The organism is Nocardia sp. CC227C (assembly GCF_030767025.1).
Taxonomy (GTDB): Bacteria; Actinomycetota; Actinomycetes; order Mycobacteriales; family Mycobacteriaceae; genus Nocardia.
In genome coordinates, this window is the sequence record NZ_JASITE010000001.1 from 428,733 (window position 1) to 447,879 (window position 19,147).

Annotated in this window: 16 protein-coding genes; 6 read left to right on the forward strand and 10 right to left on the reverse strand. The window is 71.3% G+C overall.

Annotated features, from left to right (window positions below; all coding sequences use genetic code 11):
* Window positions 1-31 precede the first annotated feature (31 nt).
* The 5 genes from QMO76_RS01870 to QMO76_RS01890 form a co-directional block, all read right to left on the reverse strand.
* A complete protein-coding gene (locus tag QMO76_RS01870) occupies window positions 32-1,420 on the reverse strand; it encodes a class II 3-deoxy-7-phosphoheptulonate synthase (protein ID WP_306359373.1) in 1,389 nt (462 codons plus the stop codon).
* A 221-nt stretch (window positions 1,421-1,641) separates the two neighbouring features.
* The gene (locus QMO76_RS01875; RefSeq protein WP_306359375.1) at window positions 1,642-2,769 is read right to left on the reverse strand and encodes a phytoene/squalene synthase family protein; all 1,128 of its coding nucleotides are present in this window, start codon (window positions 2,767-2,769) and stop codon (window positions 1,642-1,644) included.
* A complete protein-coding gene (locus tag QMO76_RS01880; protein ID WP_372341879.1) occupies window positions 2,766-4,499 on the reverse strand; it encodes an alpha-(1->6)-mannopyranosyltransferase A in 1,734 nt (577 codons plus the stop codon). The genes QMO76_RS01875 and QMO76_RS01880 overlap by 4 nt, the downstream gene beginning before the upstream one ends.
* 178 nt (window positions 4,500-4,677) lie before the next feature.
* On the reverse strand, window positions 4,678-6,255 hold the full coding sequence (gene crtI, locus QMO76_RS01885; RefSeq protein WP_306359377.1) for a phytoene desaturase family protein: 1,578 nt from the start codon (window positions 6,253-6,255) through the stop codon (window positions 4,678-4,680).
* A gap of 62 nt (window positions 6,256-6,317) precedes the next feature.
* Window positions 6,318-7,439 carry a polyprenyl synthetase family protein gene (locus tag QMO76_RS01890; RefSeq protein WP_306359378.1) on the reverse strand — a complete coding sequence of 374 codons (1,122 nt, stop codon included), beginning with the start codon at window positions 7,437-7,439 and terminating at the stop codon, window positions 6,318-6,320.
* 796 nt (window positions 7,440-8,235) lie between these two features.
* Here QMO76_RS01890 and QMO76_RS01895 point away from each other — a divergent pair.
* Complete coding sequence (locus QMO76_RS01895) at window positions 8,236-9,234, forward strand: methylenetetrahydrofolate reductase (protein WP_306359379.1); 999 nt, start codon at window positions 8,236-8,238, stop codon at window positions 9,232-9,234.
* A gap of 79 nt (window positions 9,235-9,313) precedes the next feature.
* Window positions 9,314-10,033, forward strand: a complete 720-nt coding sequence (locus QMO76_RS01900; protein WP_306359380.1) for a hypothetical protein — start codon at window positions 9,314-9,316, stop codon at window positions 10,031-10,033.
* Between the two features lie 332 nt (window positions 10,034-10,365).
* Here QMO76_RS01900 and QMO76_RS01905 read toward each other — a convergent pair whose 3' ends face one another.
* From QMO76_RS01905 to QMO76_RS01925, 5 genes are all read right to left on the reverse strand, one after another.
* On the reverse strand, window positions 10,366-11,529 hold the full coding sequence (locus QMO76_RS01905; protein WP_372341880.1) for a glycosyltransferase family 2 protein: 1,164 nt from the start codon (window positions 11,527-11,529) through the stop codon (window positions 10,366-10,368).
* A gap of 138 nt (window positions 11,530-11,667) precedes the next feature.
* On the reverse strand, window positions 11,668-12,447 hold the full coding sequence (locus QMO76_RS01910; protein WP_372341870.1) for a DUF3153 domain-containing protein: 780 nt from the start codon (window positions 12,445-12,447) through the stop codon (window positions 11,668-11,670).
* A 3-nt stretch (window positions 12,448-12,450) separates the two neighbouring features.
* Complete coding sequence (locus QMO76_RS01915) at window positions 12,451-13,404, reverse strand: carotenoid biosynthesis protein (protein WP_306359381.1); 954 nt, start codon at window positions 13,402-13,404, stop codon at window positions 12,451-12,453.
* Window positions 13,405-13,562: 158 nt separating this feature from the next.
* Window positions 13,563-15,152, reverse strand: coding sequence for an NAD(P)/FAD-dependent oxidoreductase (locus QMO76_RS01920; protein ID WP_306359652.1), 1,590 nt, complete (start codon window positions 15,150-15,152; stop codon window positions 13,563-13,565).
* A gap of 178 nt (window positions 15,153-15,330) precedes the next feature.
* On the reverse strand, window positions 15,331-15,936 hold the full coding sequence (locus tag QMO76_RS01925) for a GNAT family N-acetyltransferase (RefSeq protein WP_306359382.1): 606 nt from the start codon (window positions 15,934-15,936) through the stop codon (window positions 15,331-15,333).
* A gap of 193 nt (window positions 15,937-16,129) precedes the next feature.
* Between QMO76_RS01925 and QMO76_RS01930 the strand changes: the two genes are divergently transcribed.
* The 4 genes from QMO76_RS01930 to rsmH all read left to right on the forward strand — a co-directional run bounded on the left by QMO76_RS01930 (window position 16,130) and on the right by rsmH (window position 19,146).
* Window positions 16,130-16,561: an SAV_6107 family HEPN domain-containing protein gene (locus QMO76_RS01930; protein ID WP_306359383.1), complete on the forward strand. Its 432-nt coding sequence runs from the start codon at window positions 16,130-16,132 to the stop codon at window positions 16,559-16,561.
* A gap of 126 nt (window positions 16,562-16,687) precedes the next feature.
* The gene (locus QMO76_RS01935; RefSeq protein WP_306359384.1) at window positions 16,688-17,110 is read left to right on the forward strand and encodes a DUF3040 domain-containing protein; all 423 of its coding nucleotides are present in this window, start codon (window positions 16,688-16,690) and stop codon (window positions 17,108-17,110) included.
* A 418-nt stretch (window positions 17,111-17,528) separates the two neighbouring features.
* The gene (gene mraZ, locus QMO76_RS01940; RefSeq protein ID WP_029929310.1) at window positions 17,529-17,960 is read left to right on the forward strand and encodes a division/cell wall cluster transcriptional repressor MraZ; all 432 of its coding nucleotides are present in this window, start codon (window positions 17,529-17,531) and stop codon (window positions 17,958-17,960) included.
* 205 nt (window positions 17,961-18,165) lie between these two features.
* A complete protein-coding gene (rsmH, locus tag QMO76_RS01945) occupies window positions 18,166-19,146 on the forward strand; it encodes a 16S rRNA (cytosine(1402)-N(4))-methyltransferase RsmH (RefSeq protein ID WP_306359385.1) in 981 nt (326 codons plus the stop codon).
* Window position 19,147 lies beyond the last annotated feature (1 nt).

Genomic DNA, 19,147 nt, shown 5'->3' on the forward strand with positions numbered 1-19,147 from the left:
CCGGCACGGGCCACACGCGTGAATCCGGTTCTCAGCGCAGCATTTCCGCGACCAGGAAGGCCAGCTCCAGGGACTGCTGGGTGTTCAGGCGCGGATCGCAGGCGGTCTCGTAGCGGTTCTCCAGATCGAGATCGGAGATGTCCTGCGCGCCACCGAGGCATTCGGTGACATGCTCACCGGTGAGCTCGATGTGCAGGCCACCCGGATGTGTGCCCAGCGCGTGATGCACCTCGAAGAAGCCCTGCACCTCGTCGACGATGCGATCGAAGTGGCGGGTCTTGTAGCCGTTGGACGCCTCGTGGGTGTTGCCGTGCATGGGATCGCACTGCCAGATCACCTGGTGGCCGGTGGCCTGCACCTTCTCCACAATGGCGGGCAGCACGTCGCGCACCTTGCCATTGCCCATCCGGGCGACCAGGGTGAGGCGGCCGGGCTCGTTGTTGGGGTCCAGGCGCTCCACGTACTCCACCGCCATCTCGGGGGTGGTGCTCGGGCCGATCTTGAGGCCGATCGGGTTGGCGAGCAGTTCGGCGAAGGCGATATGCGCGCCGTCGAGCTGGCGGGTGCGTTCACCGATCCACAGGAAGTGCGCCGACAGGTCGTAGAGCAGCGGCTCACCGGTGGTGGGATGCTCGCTGAGCCGCAGCATGGCCCGCTCGTAGTCCAGCACCAGGGCTTCGTGGGAGGCGTAGAGCCGGGCGCTGGACAGGTTCGGATCGTTGACCCGGCAGGCGTTCATGAACGCCAGGGCACGGTCGATCTCGGTGGCCATGGCCTCGTAGCGGGCCCCGGCCGGGGACTGGGCCACGAACTCGCGGTTCCAGTCGTGCACCTTGTGCAGATCGGCCATACCGGCGGAGGTGAGCGCGCGCACCAGGTTCATGGCGGCGGAGGCGTTGGCGTAGGCGCGGACCAGTCGCGACGGATCGTGTTCGCGCACGGCGGGATCGGCGACCAGGGAATTCACCATATCGCCGCGGTAGGACTTCAGCCCCAGCGCGTCGAGGTCGGCCGAACGCGGCTTGGCGTACTGTCCGGCGATGCGGGCCACCTTGACCACGGGCAGGCTGGCACCGTAGGTCAGCACCACCGCCATCTGGAGCAGGGTGCGGATATTGCCGCGGATGTGCGGCTCGGTGTTGTCGGCGAAGGTCTCCGCGCAATCGCCGCCCTGCATGAGGAACGCCTCACCCCGCGCCACCTCGGCCAGGCGTAGCTTCAGCTCCTCCACCTCGGCGGGCACGCAGATGGGCGGCACGCTCTCCAGCACGGTTCGCATCTTGGCGGCCTGCTCCGGATCCCAGGACGGCTGCTGTAGCGCGGGCCGGGCGAGCGCGTCATCGAGCCGCCGACGCAGCTCGGCGGGCAACGGAGGCAACTCCGGCAAGCGATCGATCGGTACGTCGACGGTCCAGTTCACCCGTTCAGAATACGGACCCGCAATCGGCGTTGGGGACCACACCCAGGGGTGAGAACGTCCCCCCTCCGGACCCGACCTCGCTGGGCGCGCCCGCGAGCGCGGCCGCCGCACGATCGACCGCGCCGATCGGTCCGCTCGGGACGGGGGCGGCAGCGATCTCGACGTGGCCGGGTGTGCGGGAGCACCCCGGTAGCAGCGCAGGTGGGTTGGAGCGGGCTGGTCTACGGCGTGGCGGGTTCGAGGCCGGGGGAGCGGCTCGCGAATTCGCGCGCCGCGACCAGCAGGCGGCGGGGGCGGGGGACCGTGGCGCGGCGGGCGAAGATCTCGTAGTCGTGGCGTTCGATTTCGTCGAGGATGCCCGCGTAGAGGGTGGCGGCGGTGCGGATGGCGGGGCGGACGCGGGGCTGGAGCAGGTCTATGCCCGGGGTGGCGGTGCGGTAGACGGCGCGGTTGGTGGCGATGAGGTGGGCCAGGGCGCGGCGCACGCGCGGGTCGGTGCTGCCGGTGGCCCGGCAGTGGCGCAGCAGGTCGTCGTTCACGCCGAAGGCGGTGAGCTCGTCGGCGGGCAGGTAGACGCGGCCGCGATCGAGGTCCTCGCCGACATCGCGGAGGAAGTTGGTGAGCTGGAACGCCTCCCCGAGGGCGGCGGCGGCCGGTTCCGCCGCGGCGGTGGGGACCACGGTGCCGAGCACGGGGAGCAGTTGCAGGCCGATGGCGGCGGCCGAACCGCGCATGTACTCGCGCAGGGCGGCCATGGACGGGTACCGGTCGCGGAACAACGGGCTGCCGGGAACGTCCATCCGCATCGAATCGAGGAAGACCCAGAAGTGCGCGGGGGCGATGGCGTAGCGGTGAATGGTGTCGGCCACGGCGGCCAGGGCACTGCTCCGCGCATCTCGCGACCCGGTGTCGCCGGGTAGCGGTGCGGTCCGGACCGCCGCGGCGGCACCGGCTTCGCCGCCAGCGGTGTTGGTTTCGCCGCTGCGGGCCGGGGTTTCGCCGCCGACAGTGTGCTCGCCCTTGGCGACAGTGCTGGTTCCGTTCCGGTTGGGTGCGGTGGTATCGGTACCGTCGGCGGATAGCCGGTGAAGTCGGCGGCGGAGCTCGTGCTCGATGCGATCCAGTTGTGCCGCACCGGATTCCGCGCGGTCGGAGCCGCCGCTCAACGGGGCGGCGGCGGTGTGGTCGACGATGTCGTCGACCACCCGGGCGAAGGCGTACAGGGCGTGTACGGCCGGTCGCTGCTCCGGCGACAGCAGCCGCGTGGCCAGGAAGTAGGTGCGCCCGTGGGCGGCGGCGATCCGACGGCAGTCCCGGTAGGCGCGCGTCAGCTCGGCGGCTGAGGTCATGGCGTGCGCGCCGACGACGCGGCGGCCGTCGACGATCCCGCGGACGATCCCGCCGCACCCGCCGACGATCCCGCCGCGGACGGTGACGCCGCCATGGCCGAGCCCATGCCCGTCGTCGCGCCGGTGCCCGTCGTCGCGCCGGGCGGCTCGGTCCGCGAGCGCGGGTGCTCGGTGCTCAGCCGCAGCGGATCCACGGTACGCAGCGCCAGCGCCGCCACCACCGCGGCGAAGGTGGCCGCCGTGACGTGCAGCCAGTTGTAGAGCCCGATCGAACCGTCCGGGTTGAACACCAGCATGAGCCAGGTGCACAGCCCCACCAGCCACTGCAATGTCCGGGTGGACAGCGCGAATCCGGCGGCCAGCGCCAGCGGCCACGAGTAGTACCAGGGCAGCGCCGCGGGAGAGAGGATCACGATGGCCACGAAGGCGATGCAGATGCCGAAGACCGCCTCGCGCTCACTGTGCCGGAACCGCCACCACGTCCACACCAGTCCGACCACCAGCGCGACCGCGCACAGCATGCGCGTCACCGACAGCACCGATTCCAGCCGCAGCGGCGACACCCAGGTGACCATGTGCGCCATGACGGTCGGCGCGGACAGCCAGTTGATGATCTTCTTCGAACCGGACAGCGCGGTGAGCCAGCCGATGCCGACCCCGGCCAGCGCCGAGGCGGCCACGAAGACCGCCGCGAACACCGACACGCCGAGTCCGGCGATCTTGGCGAACATGAGCACCGGGTGCGGCAGTTCACCTTCGTCGTCCGAACCCTGGGCGCGCGCCAGCTCGGCCCGCCGGTCGCGCTCGTGGATCATCCAGATCCACACCAGGAACGGCAGCGCCACCCCCGCGGTGGCCTTGATGGCCACGCCGATGGCCAGCACCACGAATCCGGCGACATGGTGCTTCTCCAGCACCAGCGCGATGGCGGCGGCCATCAGCCCGACCATCAGCATCTCGTTGTGCACGCCGCCGATGAGGTGGATGAGCACCAGCGGATTGAGCACCGCCAGCCACAGCGCCGTGGTGGGCTTGCCGCCCAGATGTTTGGTCAGATGCGGTACCGCCCACAGCATGAGCGCCAGTCCGGGCAGCATGACCAGCCGCAGCGCGATGGTCCCGGCCACCACGTTGTCGCCGGTGATGGAGGTGATCCCGTCGCCGAGCAGCAGGAAGATCGGTCCGTAGGGCGCGGTGGTGAGGGTCCACACATTGGAGACGTTGTCCAGCAGCACACCGGGATTGACCACCGGACCGACCTGATAGGGGTCGAAGCCGTCGCGCAGCAGCGCACCCTGCGCCAGATACGAGTAGGCGTCGCGGCTGAACATGGGCACCGCGAACAGCAGCGGGAAGATCCAGATGCCCACGATGGCGCGCAGCTCGTTGAGGGTCACCTTCGGACCGGGCACGGTGCCGATGGTGATCCGCCCGAGCCGCACCCAGGCGGTGATCATGGCGAGCACGCCGATCCAGACGAACAGCGTGGACAGGTAGTAGCCGTGCCCGAAGCGCAGCCAGGACAGGTGCGCGGCCTCCAGCAGCGGGTCGCGCCGGCGCACGCTGCCCGCGCCGAAGCCGCCGAAGGTGATCATGACCGCGCCGAAGAAGCCGAGCAGCGCCGCCCGGCCCTCCGGGCTGCGGATGAAGTCCGCGACGTAGGCCCACCGGCGGCGCGCGGCGGTCTCGCCGGCGGTCTCCGTTCCGATGTCGTGTCCGATGCTCACCATGCTCTGTCCCGAAATCGCTGTGCCGGTGGCCGCTGTCGTCGGCCCTGGGGTCGTCACATTGCCGCCGGAGGCATCCGGTGGGGTGGCGGCGTCCGTGTCGGGGGTCGGCATAGGCGGTCGTTCCCCCCGGAAAGGTCGGCGGTCTGGCGACCGCATCGGATTCTGGACGCGGGCCAGTCTAGTGCGTCGGCGTCGGTGCCACCGCGTCGGTGCGGCCGGTTCCGGTCCGGGCATGTCGTACATCACCCGTGATGCGCGCCGCGGCGAGTTTTCCGGAGAGCAGAACGGTCGGCACGCCGACGCCGGGGGTGGTGCCGCAGCCTGCGAGAACGACATTGTCGCGGCCGCGCACCAGATTGCGGGTGCGCAGCGGCCCGGTCTGGCGGAACAGGTGCGCCGCCGAGAACGGTGTGCCCGCGACCATGCCCCGATCCCGCCAGGTGTGCGGGGTGTCGACGTGGTCGACGCGGAAGTGCTCGGAAATCCCTTGGTAGCCGCGGGCTTCCAGGGTCAGCAGGAGTTCGCGCAGATAGGCGGGTCCGAGCCGGTCCCAGTCCAGCGGCGCGGCATCGAGATTGGGGCAGGGGGCGAGCAGCGACAGCGGTTCGTGCCGGGCGTCGGCGCGGTCGATGTAGAGGCTCGGATCGGTGAGCGCGGGCCGGGTGAGCAGCAGCGACGGATCGCTCATGAGCGCGCCGCGGCCCGGGCGGGCGGCGATCTCGGCGAAGGTGCGGTCCCAGGCCCGGCCGAAGTCGATGGTGTGATGCGCCCGCACCGGCCAGGATTCGGTCTGCCGCGCGGGAATGGTGCCGTGAGCGACGACAGCGGAGGGCGAGGCGCGCAGCCAGCGGCGGCGGCCGACGCCGAAGCGGTCCAGGCCGCCCAGGTCGGCGGTGAGCACCACCGCGTCGCAGGGCAGGGTGCGGCCGTCGGCGAGCCGGACGGCGTGTGCCCGGCGGCCGCGGTAGTCGATGCCGGTGACCTCGGTGTCCAGTTCCAGGGTGCCACCCGCCGCGGTGAAGGCGCGGGCCAGGGCGTCGGCAATGGCGCGCATCCCGCCCTCCGGGTAGTAGACGCCCAGGCAGGTGTCCATGTACGGAATCGCGCCGTAGACGGCGAGGGCCCGCGCGGGGGCCATCCCCGCGAACAGGGCCTGGAAGCTGAACAGGCGGCTGAGCTGCTCGTCGCCCATGATGCGCCGCACGCGGGGGCCGAGGCGGCCGAACGCGCCGAGGCGCACCAGTTCGGCCAGCGCCGCGCGCTTCTCGGGGATGCGCACCATATCGAGCGGGGAGTCGAAATTGGTGTCCATGAAGGGGCCGAACTCGGCCTCGTAGACCCGGTGCAGCCAGCCGCGCAGTCGCCGGTAGCGCCGGGCGGCGGCGGTGCCGCGCACGCGGGTGACCTCGGCGGCCATGGCGTCCGGATCGGAGTGGACGTCGATGATCGCGTCGTCGGCGAAGCGGGCGCGGTAGGCGGGGGTCACGTCGAGGATGCGCAGCCCGACCGACTCGCGGGTGTGCTCGACCGCCGCGAGCGCCTGGTCGACCAGGTCGGGAACGGTGAGAATGGTTGCCCCGGAATCGATCTCGTAGTCCGCGCCGCGATAGCGGCCGACCCGTCCGCCCGGGTGGTCGGCCCGCTCCAGCAGCGTCACCTGCCGTCCGGCCCCGGTCAGGTACAGGGCGGCGGCCAGTCCGGCCAGTCCCGCGCCCACCACCACGACCCGATCGGTCGGCCCCGCAACAGTTCTCATTCCACGGCTTTCGTACTCGTTCGGGCGTCGGTGCTGGTTCGGTGTCGGTGCTGGGTCGGGTGTCAGTAGGCGCGCGCCGTCGCGGCCTGCGCCATCTTCCGCAAGTGGGCCTTGGCCTCGGCGGTGGCGGTGCTGCCGTCGAGGGCGGCGAGGCCGCGCTCGGTGAGGTCGGTGATGCGCCGCTCCACCGCGTCCACCGCGCCGAGATCGGTGATGACGGTGCGCAGCCGCGCCACCAGGTCGGCGTCGAGATCCGCGCCGAGGCTCTCGCGCAGCAGCCGGGCCGCCGCCGGATCGGTGGCGTCGGCGCGGGTCAGGGCCTCGGCGACCAGGACGGTGCGCTTGCCCTCGCGCAGATCGTCGCCGGAGGGTTTGCCGGTGATCGCCGGATCGCCGAAAACCCCGAGCAGGTCGTCGCGCAGCTGGAAGGCGATGCCGATATCGGTGCCGAATTCGCGGTAGGCCGCGACGAGTTCCGGGTCGGCGTCGGCGAGCGCGGCACCCATGTGCAGGGGCCGTTCGATGGTGTAAGCGGCGGTTTTGTAGCGGTTGATCCGCAGCGCCGCCGCCACGGATTCGTCCCCCGCGGACTCGCCGTGGATATCGAGCAGTTGCCCGCCGAGCACCTCGGTGCGCATGGCCGCCCACACCGGTGCGAACCGGGCGCGGGCGGCGGCGTCCAGCCCGGCCTCGTGGGTCATGTCGTCGGCCCAGGCCAGCGCGAGATCGCCGATCAGAATGGCGACGCTGGTGCCGTAGTGGTCGGCGTCCCCGGCCCATCCGGCGGCGCGGTGCCGCTGCTCGTAGTCGACGTGCACGGTCGGGAAGCCGCGCCGGGTGCGGGAGGAGTCGATGATGTCGTCGTGGATGAGGGCGCACGCCTGCACCAGTTCCAGCGCCGAGCAGGCGGTGAGCACCGCCGCCGCGGCCGGTCCGTCGGCGCGCCCGCCCGCCCCGAGCCAGCCGGTCCAGGCGAATGCGGGCCGGGTGCGCTTGCCGCCGCGCAGTACGAAATCCGCCAGGGCGCGCGCCGCGTCCACGAATACCGGGCCGAGGGGTTCCACGAGTGGCGCGCGGCTGGCGAAGAAGTCGGTGAGCCGCTCCTCGACGGCTGCGACCAGCGACCCCGAGCCCGCTGCCGGAAGGGCCGGGTGACGGGTCGGCGTACCGGGTCCGGCGGACACGGGGGACCTCCTGAGATTCGGTGCTCGGATGCCGCGCCGGCAACAGTGTTTCGCCGCCGCGACCGCGGTTCCTCCGCGAGGGGGAGTTCGGGCTCGACTGTACCCAGCGCGAGAACGTGCGTCCGTGGGCAGGACAGCCGTCGGCCCACGCGCGGCGGGCGCCCGATGCCGCCGCGACCGCCGACGGTCCTCGAGAGCGCCTTCCGCGCGGGTCGTGTCGCGTGGTCGTGGTCGTCCGTGTCGCGTGGTCGTGGTCGTCCGTGTCGCGTGGTCGTGGTCGTCCGTGTCGCGTGGTCGTGGTCGTCCGTGTCGCGTGGTCGTGGTCGTCCGTGTCGCGTGGTCGTGGTCGTCCGTATCGCGTGGTCGTGGTCGTCGTGCCGTGTGGTCGTGGTCGTCCGTATCGCGTGGCCGCGGTTGTCCGTGTCGCGGTGACGCCGAGCTGTCGTCGAGGAGGTGACCGCGTCGACGCGCCCGCGGCTCAGTTGTCGTGGAAGTGTCGCCCGCAGCGGCCGGACGGACCGCTGTGGTGACGTCGGGGTGTCCCAACCGTCGCTCGCCACGGTTTGACGCGGCGGGTGTGTCCGCCGCTGCCCTTCGGTTCTCGGTGGGGAGCGCCGCGGTTCGCCCGGTGCCGATTCCGGTCAGGATGCCGACTGGTTTCGATTCTTGGGGATGTCCGATGGGTGAGACAAGCGTCTCGTTTCTCGGACAGGTCGGGCCGTCTGCGCGGGTCGCGACGATCACGGTGGTGCGGGCGGCGGTCGGGTGCGGGTGTCGCGCCCCCTACACTGGGGCCGTGAGTTTCGACGATGTACGGGGAGCCTCGACCCCTGGCCGAGTTTCCCGCACGCCGCAGGTTTCCGGAACTCCATCGGTCGTGCAGCACCTGGGGCCCCGGCCGGACGGGTCGATTCCGTTCTCGGTGGAGTTCAATCCGCCACGTGACGCGGCCGGGGAGGCGCGGCTGTGGCGGGCGGCGCGGGAGTTCGAGCGGCTGCATCCGGCCTTCGTGTCCATGACCTACGGCGCGGGCGGGTCCACCCGCGATCGCACCATTCGGGTGACGGGGCAGCTGGCGCGGGAGACGACGCTGCTCACCGTGGCGCATCTGACCGCCGTCGACCACAGCGTCGCCGAGCTGCGCTCCATCGTCGGCGCGTACGCCGATTGCGGTATCCGCAATCTGCTGGTGCTGCGCGGCGATCCGCCGGGCGATCCGCTCGGCGAGTGGGTGAAGCACCCCGACGGCGTCGAGTACGCCGAGGAACTGGTGCGCATGGTGCGCGACCTGGGCGATTTCCACGTGGGCGTCGCCTCGTTCCCGCAGGGGCATCCGCGGTCGGCCGACCTGGACTCCGATACCCGCTACCTGCTGGCGAAACTGCGTGCGGGCGCGGAATATTCGATCACCCAGATGTTCTTCGACGTCGAGCACTATCTGCGGCTGCGCGATCGCGCGGTGGCGGCCGATCCGGAACAGGGCGCCAAGCCGATCATTCCGGAGCTCATGCCGATCACCTCGCTGCGCACCGTGCAGCGGGCCGAGGAGTTGTCCGGCCGCCGACTGCCCGCCGCGGTGATGGAACGCCTGCACAAGGCCGCGGGCGACGGTCCCGAGGAGAACCGCGCGGCCGTGCGCGCCGCCGGTATCGAGATCGCCACCGAAATGGCGCAGCGGCTCATCGACGAGGGCGCGCCCTGCCTGCACTTCATTACGCTGAACTTCGCCAAGGCCACCGGCGAGGTGCTGTCCAACCTCGGCTACACGGTCACCCCCGCACCGGTTCGCGCCTGACCGCGCCGGGTGAAATGCCCGGAATGTACTGGTCACGGGAGTAGTGTCCCTCCTCGACCGCGACTCCGAGGAGACAGACATGATTGTGTTTCACAACCTCGTCCGAGTGGTGGGCGCACTGAGCGCCTGCGCGGTCCTCGCGGGCCCCGCGACCGCCGCCCCGCACGCGAGCGCACCGGAGGCGGCGACCGGCGAAGCCGGCGCGATCATCGCCCGTGCCATGGAGACGGCGGCCCCCGGGGATTGGCTCAGCGCCTACGGTCGATCCGTCGAACGCCTGGAAGAGCTGGGCGTGCAGCCGTTCCTCTACCCGACGGCCGCGCCCTTCTGCCTGAACTCCACCACCTTGGGCCTGGCTCCCGCGCTGGCCGGGGCGATCCCCGGCCCGTGGCCCAGATTCGCCAGAGACATTCCCGGACTCGACCTCTCGGCCGTGAAGGCCGGCCAGACCATGTTCGCCTTCGTCCCCTACGGCCTGGCCGCCGACGGCGCGGACACCTCCGGCATGCAGGTGGTGTGGCTCAATGCCGACACCGGACGATCCGGCGTCACGCCCATGGGTTCGCTGTCCCAGGTCGTGAGTTCCATGATCCCGCCGCAGGTGCCGGCCGAACTGCGCCCGATGGTGGAGCGCGCGGTCGCCGACTTCTTCCTCGCCGCCCTGCCCCGCGGCGGCGTCCGTGCCGTCCCCGTCGACACCGGATCCGGCACCGTGCTGGCCGCCGTCTTCGGCGTGGTCCGCAACGGCGCGGCCTCCTGCTTCTTCCTGCCCACGGTGGGTATCACCGAGGTGCCCTGACATCCGCACGGGTCGCGGCGGGCACTCTCCGCGCCCGGTCATGAGGCGCTGCCGGGTCGGCGGGGAGGGCACGTCCGAAAACCCATCGGGGAGAACGACGCTGACGGATGCGCGACCCATCTCTGGTCCGGGGGAACGCGTCGGGCGGCGGCGGTGCGGGGGAACGCGTCGGGCGGCGGTGGTGCGGGGGAACGCGTCGGGCGGCGGTGGACGGCGGATGCAGCGTGGTACCGGCCGTCTCTGCCGGATATGGCTGGTTTTCGTGTGCCGATCCGCTCTCGTGTGCCTGGCACCGCGGCGGCTCGTGCGCGGTGGTGTCTCGCTCCCGCCGGTCAACCGTGGACGCCGCGGTTCTTCCAGGTCAGCGTGCCCGCGCGGTGTGCGCGATGGGAACGCCGGGACAGTCGCAGGTAGGCGGCGACGGAGAGCGGATGCGCCAGCGCCGCAAGGATATCGGTGCCGGTGAGGGTGCGGCGCTCGGTGGCGCGGGCCAGCAGGCGGGCGGTGACGGCGGCCGCGTAGCCCAGCAGTCCGGTGCGGCGCAGGCGATCCCGGCCTGTGACCGCGGCCAGCGGCGGAACCCAGTAGGCGAGGGCCGCGAGGCCCGCGACGGCGGCACTGCCGGTGGGGCCGCCGTAGGCCGACCACAGCCAGCGGGTGTAGCCGGATTCGAGTTCGGCCGCGTCGCGGTACATTCGGGTGCCGGCGAGGCGTCCGGCGGCCGCCAGCACGGTGCGGTGGCCCGCCCGGCGCAGGGCGCGGGCGATGGCCAGATCCTCGGTGATCTCGGCCGCGACCGCCGCGTGCCCGCCGATCTCCCGATAGGCGGCGGCGTCGAAGACCAGGAACTGGCCGCAGGCCACCGCCATGGACGGGCGGCGGGTGCGGTCGGCCACGGCAATGGGCAGCGTACTGGCCCACGACCAGGCCAGCAGCGGCTGTACCAGCAGTTCGGCGGGGGATTCGGCGCGCTGCTCGGGCCACGCGCAGAGCAATCCGGCACGGCGGCGACGCAGCTCGGTGACCGCGGCGGCCAGCGCCCCGGGGGCCAGCCGGACGTCGGCATCCAGGAAGACGAGCGCGGTGGACTCCGTCGGCGCCGCCAATGCGGCCAGCGCGGCACACGCCGCCGTCTTCCCGGTCCAGCCCGCACGCGGCTCGGAGTGATTGCGCGCCAGCGTGAACCGATCGTCATCGGCAACGGCCTCGGCCACCGCCTCGTAGGTGCCGTCGGTGGAGTCGTCGTCCAGAACGAACACCCGTAGCCGCGGAACCCCCTGCTGCGCACGCAGATCCGCGATGAGCGCGGGCACCCGATCGACCTCGTCGCGGGCCGGGACGCACACCGTGACCGGCTCGATCACACTCTGCCCCGCCCGCAGCCCCGGCACGGTGAGCCGATTGACCAGCGCGACGGCGGCCCCGGCCACCGCGATCGCGGCCCCGGCGCGCACCGAGCGCTCGCTGGCACGCGTAGACCATCGCCCGGCGCGCACCGAGCGCTCGCTGGCGCGCGTAGACCATCGCCCGGCGCGCACCAGCCGCTCGTCGGTACGCACCGCACCAGGTTCTGGGCGGTGTGCATTCAATACGCGGTGTGCATCGAATACGCTGCGGCGCAAGTCTGTTCGTCTCTACTCCGCGGGCGGGCGCGGCCCGCGGCCGGGGCGGATCCAGCGGGCGGCGCGGACGTACTCGGGGGCGTCGGGGTTGCGGTTCATATAGGCCAGCACCGCCACGATGGCGGCCACGGCCAGGGTGATGCCGCCGACGATGCCCGCCCAGCCCGCGAAGGAGCGGGTATTGGGGTCGGCGTAGCCGACCTCGGCGCGCAGGGTGGACACGTCACCGGCGGGCAGCTTCCAGGTGACCACCGAATCGCCCTCGCGGGTGCCGTTGGTGGTGCCGACGCGGGCCGGAAAGGCCACGGTGAACTGCACATCCGACCCGTGCGGCGGCAGGCTGCCCAGATCGACCCGGCCGGTGAGGGTGACCAGGTCGCCGAGCCGGTTGAAGGCGAGGGTGAACATGCCCTGGGTCTGATCGGACAGCGCGCTGAGCTGCTGCACCTCACCGAAGGTCAGATCCTCGAAGTACACCTGGCTGCCGACATAGCCGTCCTGCGAATAGGACTCGACCCGCACCTTGTCGGCGAGCGGCTCGGGCGCCCTCAGCTGCGGACCCTTGTCGTCCTCGGTCTGCGGCACGGCGGCGGCGACGATCCGCCCGGAGACGCGGTCGTTGGACGACACGCCCATGGACGCCTGCACCCGCAGGCAGCCGGAGAGCAGCGGCAGCAGCAGCGCCGCGAACAGCAGGACGGCAGCCACCCGGGCCGCACGGCGCGGTCGCCGCGCGGTCGGCGCGGGTTCGAGCGGGTCGGCTGCGATGGCGGTCTTCGGACTCGGCTGCACGGCTCACATCGTGCCATGACGCACGGGCCACAGCGTGATTCGACGGGCGGACAATGCCCGCACCAGCGGAATCCCCAACACCCCGAGCCCCACCACCCCGTAGACCGCCGACACCGGCAGCCCCAGGAACACCGCGTGCGCCAGCGCCGAACCGAACCAGGTCCACAGGAATACGGCCACCGGCACCGCCACATCCCCGGAACGGACCGCCGCGACCGGGACCGCGCCGGGCCGATGACGGGTGGGGACCGGTTGCTCGATCGCGTGGGCGGTCGACGGCTCGGTCCGGTCGTGCCCGGCGGCGGGGGCGACCGCCGTGTCCGGCTCGGCGTCGGGGGTGAACGGTTGCCCGGTCGTGCCCGATTCGGCGGGTGCTTCCCCGTGTTTCGGCGAGATACGGTCCCAGGCCGCCAGTAGTCCGGCCATCACCAGGCCGACGGCGAACCAGCCGAGGTAGTTGGTCAGCGGAATCTCCGGGAGGCCGGGCAGGCCCGGCCAGGGCGAGCACCAGGTCCACTGCCCGTCCGCCACCATCTGCGGATCCAGGAACAGATCCCAGCCGACCGCGCCCGCGGCCGTCATCGTCACCCGCGTCACCGTGCGCGAGTACAACTGTCCCGCGACGATCCACACCGGGTAGAGGCCGCCGGTCCAGGCCAGCGCCACCACCAGCGGCACCCCCGCCACCGACGGCCCGATCCGCCCGCTCGCGTAGTCGTAGCAGCCGAACGGGAATCCCGTTGCCGTGCCCACCATCTCGGCCAGCAGCCCGACCCCGGACACGATCACCAGCACCCCGGCCGCCCACCGGACACCCCGCGTCCGCGCGGCATGTGTCAAAGCCGTTGCCGCGGACAGCAGCACCACCGCCACGGTCACCCGATCCCGCGCCACACCGGTTGTCAGCGGATACAGGATCTGCACCGCCACCAGCAGTACCGCCGGAACCACCGCCACCGGCCCGCGCGCACCCCCCGATGAGCCGGCGCTCCCCACCCCGACTCGCCCGGTCGCACCGCCGGGACGAACGCTGAGGGGGAACCGGTGGCGGCATCGCCCGAGAGCGGCCCGCCACCGGTTCCCGCTCGCGGGGGTGGCGGGGTCGGCGGGGGTGGTCATGGGCGTAGGCGGGGGAGGCGGCGGGTGGTGCGGTGGATGAGGCGGGCGACGGTGCGGCCGCTGGCTCCGGAGACGCCGCCGCCGGGGTGGGTGGACGCGCCGGTGAGGTAGAGGCCGGGGGCGCCGGGCACCCGGTGGGTGGCGAGTTCCGGGAGGGGGCGCCAGGCGAACATCTGGTCCAGGGACATCTCCACGTGCATGACATTGCCGCCGCGCAAGCCCAGCTCCCGTTCGAGGTCGGCGGGTGTCTGCACGTGGCGACGCAGTACGGTGCCCGCGAAACCCGGTGCGTGGGCGTCGACCTCGGCGATGATGCGATCGGCTTCGCGGTCGGCGTGCGCGCTCCAGTCGCTGCCGTCCGCGAGCGCGTAGGGATGCCACTGCGCCCACAGCGAGAGCTGATGTTCCCCGGCGGGCGCGATACTCGGATCGAGGGCACTGAAACTCATGGCCAGCACCACCGGCCGCGGCGGCAGATCTCCGGCCAGCGCGGCCCCGTGGGCGCGGCGCAGCTGGCGGCGGTCGACAGCCAGCAATTGCAGGCCGCTCGCGGATTCGGCGGTGTCCGCGCCCGGATAGCGGGGCAGGTCGGCGGTGGCGGCGCGCACCACCATGCCGATGCCGGGGCCGACCCGGATGCGGCGACGCCAGTCGGCCACCCGCGCGGCGTCGAAACCGCCCCGCTCCAACAGGTCCAGGGTGGTGAGGATGTGCGCGCCCGCGACCACGGTGTCGGCGCGCAGTTCTCGTCCGCCCGCCGTGCGCACCGCCCAGCCCGCGCCGTCGCGGGTGAGGGTGGTGACCGCGTCGCCGGTGCGCACCACGCCGCCGTCGGCGCGCAGCCGATCGGCCAGGGCGCGGGTGAGCGCGCCGCTGCCGCCGACGGCCCGGCCGGGCGGCAGGGTGTGCATGAGCGCCGCGAAGCCCACCATGGGCGCGGTGCCGGGTTCGGACATGGGCGGCCCGGACTGCGCGCCGAACCAGGCCAGCGCGGCCTTCAGCCGTTCACTGTCGAAGAGGCTGTCCAGCAGCGCGTCTCCGGTCTGCACGAACTCCCGCGACAGCGCGCCGCCGTCACCGCGCCCGCTCGCCCCGGCGGCCTCCCGGGCGTCCAGACCCCAGAACGCGCGCAGCAGCCGCCCGCCGGTGGGCGCGCCCGCGAACGACCGCAGCACGCGGGCACTGCGCGGCCCCCACACCCGGACGAATCGCCGGTATGCCTCGGCATCGCGTTCCCCGCACGCCGCGGCGATGGACGCGCAGGTCCGGTCCACGTCCCGATGGAAGACCAGCGGCGGCTCATGTCCGCCCCCGGGCGGTGCGGGCGCGAAACCCCAGGGGTCGCAGTCGATATAGCGCAGCCCGAACCGCTCCAGCTCGAGCTCCTCGATGATCCCGGTGTGGCGTACCATGATGTGCGCCGACGATCCGCGATCCACCTGATGTCCGGGGAACCGCTCCACCGTGGACACCGCCCCGCCGATCACGGTATCCCGCTCCAGTACCTCCACCGCGTGCCCGTCCCGCGCGAGGTAACAGGCGGCGACCAGCGCGTTGTGCCCCGACCCGACCACGATCACCCGCACGACCGCACCCCGCGCCGCGTGAATCGGCTTCGTGCCCACGGCACCCTGACGGGCACGGCACCGCGCCGCGGCCCGTGACCCGCGTGCGCGCCGTTGCCGCGCGGTGGGGCACCGTCTACCGCACCCTGTCGCGCGCGCCGTGTGTCGTCGTTCCCGGGAAGGCTGTCCGTCGGCGGAGTCACAGCGGCAACCGCCGACCCAGGACGGCGAAACGCCTGGTGTCACCGGAGAAGACGAAGTGGCGAACGATATCGCCGAAGCCCTGGCGGCGGTAGAGGCGCCAGGCGCGGTTGGCCTCCTGGTCCACCTCGGGCGTGGACAGCAGCACCATGCGTTCGGGGCGGTTGACGAGCAGCCGGGCCAGCAGGGTTTCCCCGATGCCGCGTCCCTGTGCGGCGGGGTGCACGTGCAGTTCGGTGAGTTCGAAGTAGTCGGAGAGCAGATCGCGAGCCGCGTACTCGGGCCAGCCGGTGCGCCGCATGCCGGTGTACACCTGCTGATGCCACCACTGGTGCGGCGCACCGTGATAGCCGTAGGCGATCGCCAGTACGGGGGCGGTGCGCACGTCGAGGCGGCCGTCGTCGTCGGGGAGCAGCGCGGCGACCGCCTGCCAGCCGGGTCGGGTGGTGTGCTCGGTCCACATGGGGGCGCGGTGGTGTTCGGTGCCCGGCGGATAGTCCATGGCCGCGACGTACACCGCGAGGGCGTCGGCGAGCCGGGCGCGCATCGTCGCGGCCGACAGATCGACGACGACGGGCGTGGGTTTCGGGGTGACGGCGGTCATGTGGGGCAGACGCGACTTCCGTGTGCGCTGGGATCCGGTGCGGCGAAGCGCCGGAACTTGTCGGTGGCTGTCTCTATATTCAAACTCAATTGAATCCTTCGAATACCTGTTCGATCTTCAGCGGTGGCCGTCACGGGTCGCGCGATGGGCAAGATGCCTGGTGGATCAGGGTATGCGAGTGGGGAGGTACCCGATGACCGGGAAAATTGAACGTCCGGGCCGGGCCGGTGAGCTATTGAAGCGCGCCGACGGTCTGCTCATGCAGGCGGCGGGGGAGAAGGATCCGGCCGAGCGCTTCCGCACCGCCTATCTGGCGGCCTTGCGCGGCGCGGGCGCGGTGCTCGCGCTGACCGGAGCGGACCGGATGCCGCGGGCGCGTTCGCGCAATGCCTGGGTGCTCATGCAGAAGGCGGCCCCCGAGTTCATCATGTGGTCGGACTACTTCAGCGCCCAGTCGGAGACGCGCGCGGCGCTGGAGGCCGGTCTACCACGTGAGATCGATGACGCCAAGGCCGGTGAGTTCGCTTCGCGGGTAGGCGCATTCCTGCGCGACGTGGACGATCTGCTCGCCGCGGCGGCCAAAACGAGACCCTCCACGGGGTGGATCGCGGGAATGCTGGCTTGAACATCGGCCGAGTAGGTGGTCCGGTTCTGATCGAACTCGTATCATTGGTGGCAGACAGCCGCCAAGGTCGGCTATCTGTCGCTTACCCGGAGGCGACCGCCACTACCTAGTGCCGGGGGAGGTACCGTGCCACTCTCCGAGCACGAGCAGCGCATGCTCGAACAGATCGAGAGCGCGCTCTATGCTGAGGATCCCAAGTTCGCGTCGACCGTACGAGGCGGGCGGCTTCGTTCCGCTACCGGCCGTCGCAGACTGCAATCGGCCGCGCTCTTCGTCCTCGGCCTGTTCCTACTCGTCGCGGGCATTGCCGCCCCGATCAAGCTCGGGGACTTCCCGATCATCAGCCTGGTCGGGTTCATCGTGATGTTCGGAGCGGGCGTGCTGTTGCTGATGGGTGGCCCCCGCTTGGGCGCCACCGCCGGCGGCGGCGAGGGCGATCCGGCATCGGGTGCGAATCCCGGTGGCGGGCGTGGTCGCCCGAAGAAGGCGGGCGGATTCTCCGCCCGGATGGAAGACCGCTTCCGGCGGCGCTTCGAACAGGACAATTGACGGCCGGGCTTCGGCCCGGCTCGGAAACAAGCGCGACACGCCGCAGCGCCACACCGATTTCAGGTGTGGCGCTGCGGCGTGTCTTGTGCGTGTCGCGGGCGCTCCCTACCCGATTCCACCGTTCCCCACACCTCCCCACCCGTATTCCCCACCGCGCCCCACTGCTGTCGGATATGCGTGCTATCTGCGGGTTTGCTGACGGTTGTCGGGGTGGGGGCACCGTATGCCGTGCGTGTCGGGGGAACTGCGGTGAAAGTTCCCCACCTCGGTGATAGCTGATGTGACCTGCGAAGTTCGCCAACCGGGGATTGAGATCACCGCCGCTTTCGATTGAAAGTGGGGGAAAGTGGGGTAATGTGGAGCGCGCACTACAGGAGACCGAACAGGCGAGGGGTGATCCGGTAGGAGGTGTCGGGAGTTGTTTCTCGGGACCTATACCCCCCGTCTGGACGACAAGGGGCGACTGACGTTGCCTGCGAAGTTTCGAGACGAACTGGCGGGAGGGTTGATGGTCACGAAGGGACAGGACCACAGCCTTGCCGTGTATCCCAAGGACGAGTTCACCGCCCTGGCGCGGCGAGCCGCGGCCGCGTCCCGAAGCAATCCGCAGGCCCGCGCCTTCGTCCGCGCACTCGCGGCCTCCACCGATGAGCAGCGCCCGGACGGACAGGGCCGGATCATGCTCTCGGCCGAACACCGCCGCTACGCGAACCTGACCAAGGACTGCGTGGTGATCGGCTCGGTCGACTTTCTGGAGATTTGGGACAAGGCGGCGTGGGATTCCTACCTCGCCGAGCACGAGGAGGACTACTCGCAAGCCAGAGACGAGTCGCTGGGCGGGATCTTCTAGCCCACAGCGAGGCGAGTGCCCTGCGGCCTCTGCCCGACGCCGACCCTGACGTACTTCCCCAACGCCAGGTGCGGTGCTTCGGTCAGAGACCACGGGGCATTGGTCACCGCACTGAAGAGTCAACCAACTCAGCAGTGAAGTCCGAATCGCAAGCGACCCGCACGGGGTGTGCGAACGAACGTGAGGCAGGATCCGGGAGGTCGAGGTGCACCGAAACACCGATGGTCCCCGCCACGTTCCGGTTCTCCTCCATCGCGCCGATGAAATCCTCGGTCCCGCACTGCATTCCGATGGCGCGGTCTATGTCGACTGCACCCTCGGCCTGGGCGGCCACGCCGAGTACTTCCTGCGCACCTACCCGAACATCCGACTCGTCGGACTGGATCGCGATACCGAGGCGCTGAAACTGGCCGGTGAGCGACTACGCCCTTTCGAGGACCGAATCACCCTGGTGCACACCAGGTACGACGGGATTCCGGGCGCGCTGGAACAGGCCGGACTCGCATCGCACGGTTCGGCGCACGCCATCCTGATGGATCTCGGCGTCTCCTCCATGCAGTTGGACGAGGCCGAGCGCGGTTTCGCCTACTCCGTGGACGCGCCGCTCGATATGCGCATGGATTCCAGCGGCGGGATGACCGCCGCCGATGTGCTCAACACCTACAGCCACGGTGACCTGGCGCGGGTGCTCAAGACCTACGGGGACGAACGGTTCGCGGGCAAGATCGCCTCCGAGGTGCTGCGCCGCCGCCAGCGGAAACCCTTCACCACCAGTGCCGAACTCGTGGACCTGCTCTACGCCGCCATTCCCGCCGCCGCCCGTCGCACCGGCGGGCACCCCGCCAAGCGCACCTTCCAGGCGCTGCGGGTGGAGGTGAACCGAGAACTGGAATCCCTCGAAGCGGCGCTGCCCGCCGCTCTCGACGCGCTGGCCCCGGGCGGGCGCATCGTGGTGATGAGCTACCAGTCGCTCGAGGACAAGGTGGTCAAGGCGGAGTTCGCCAAGCGGTCCGCCTCGCGCACCCCGCTCGACCTGCCCGTCGAACTGCCCGGCATGGGCCCGGAATTCAAGATCCTGACCCGCGGCGCGGAGAAGGCGACGGAGCAGGAGATCGAGGACAACCCGCGGGCCGCGCCGGTACGGATGCGCGCGGCCGAGCGGATCGCTGGGGAGGAGACGACATGAC

What these genes read in the sequence shown, in the direction of transcription:
- QMO76_RS01875 (WP_306359375.1), bottom strand. Translation starts at nt 2,769, where the DNA reads ATGACCTCAGCCGCCGAGCTGACGCGCGCCTACCGGGACTGCCGTCGG.
- QMO76_RS01880 (WP_372341879.1), bottom strand. Translation starts at nt 4,499, where the DNA reads ATGGTGAGCATCGGACACGACATCGGAACGGAGACCGCCGGCGAGACC.
- crtI (WP_306359377.1), bottom strand. Translation starts at nt 6,255, where the DNA reads ATGAGAACTGTTGCGGGGCCGACCGATCGGGTCGTGGTGGTGGGCGCG.
- QMO76_RS01900 (WP_306359380.1), top strand. Translation starts at nt 9,314, where the DNA reads ATGATTGTGTTTCACAACCTCGTCCGAGTGGTGGGCGCACTGAGCGCC.
- QMO76_RS01925 (WP_306359382.1), bottom strand. Translation starts at nt 15,936, where the DNA reads ATGACCGCCGTCACCCCGAAACCCACGCCCGTCGTCGTCGATCTGTCG.
- QMO76_RS01930 (WP_306359383.1), top strand. Translation starts at nt 16,130, where the DNA reads ATGACCGGGAAAATTGAACGTCCGGGCCGGGCCGGTGAGCTATTGAAG.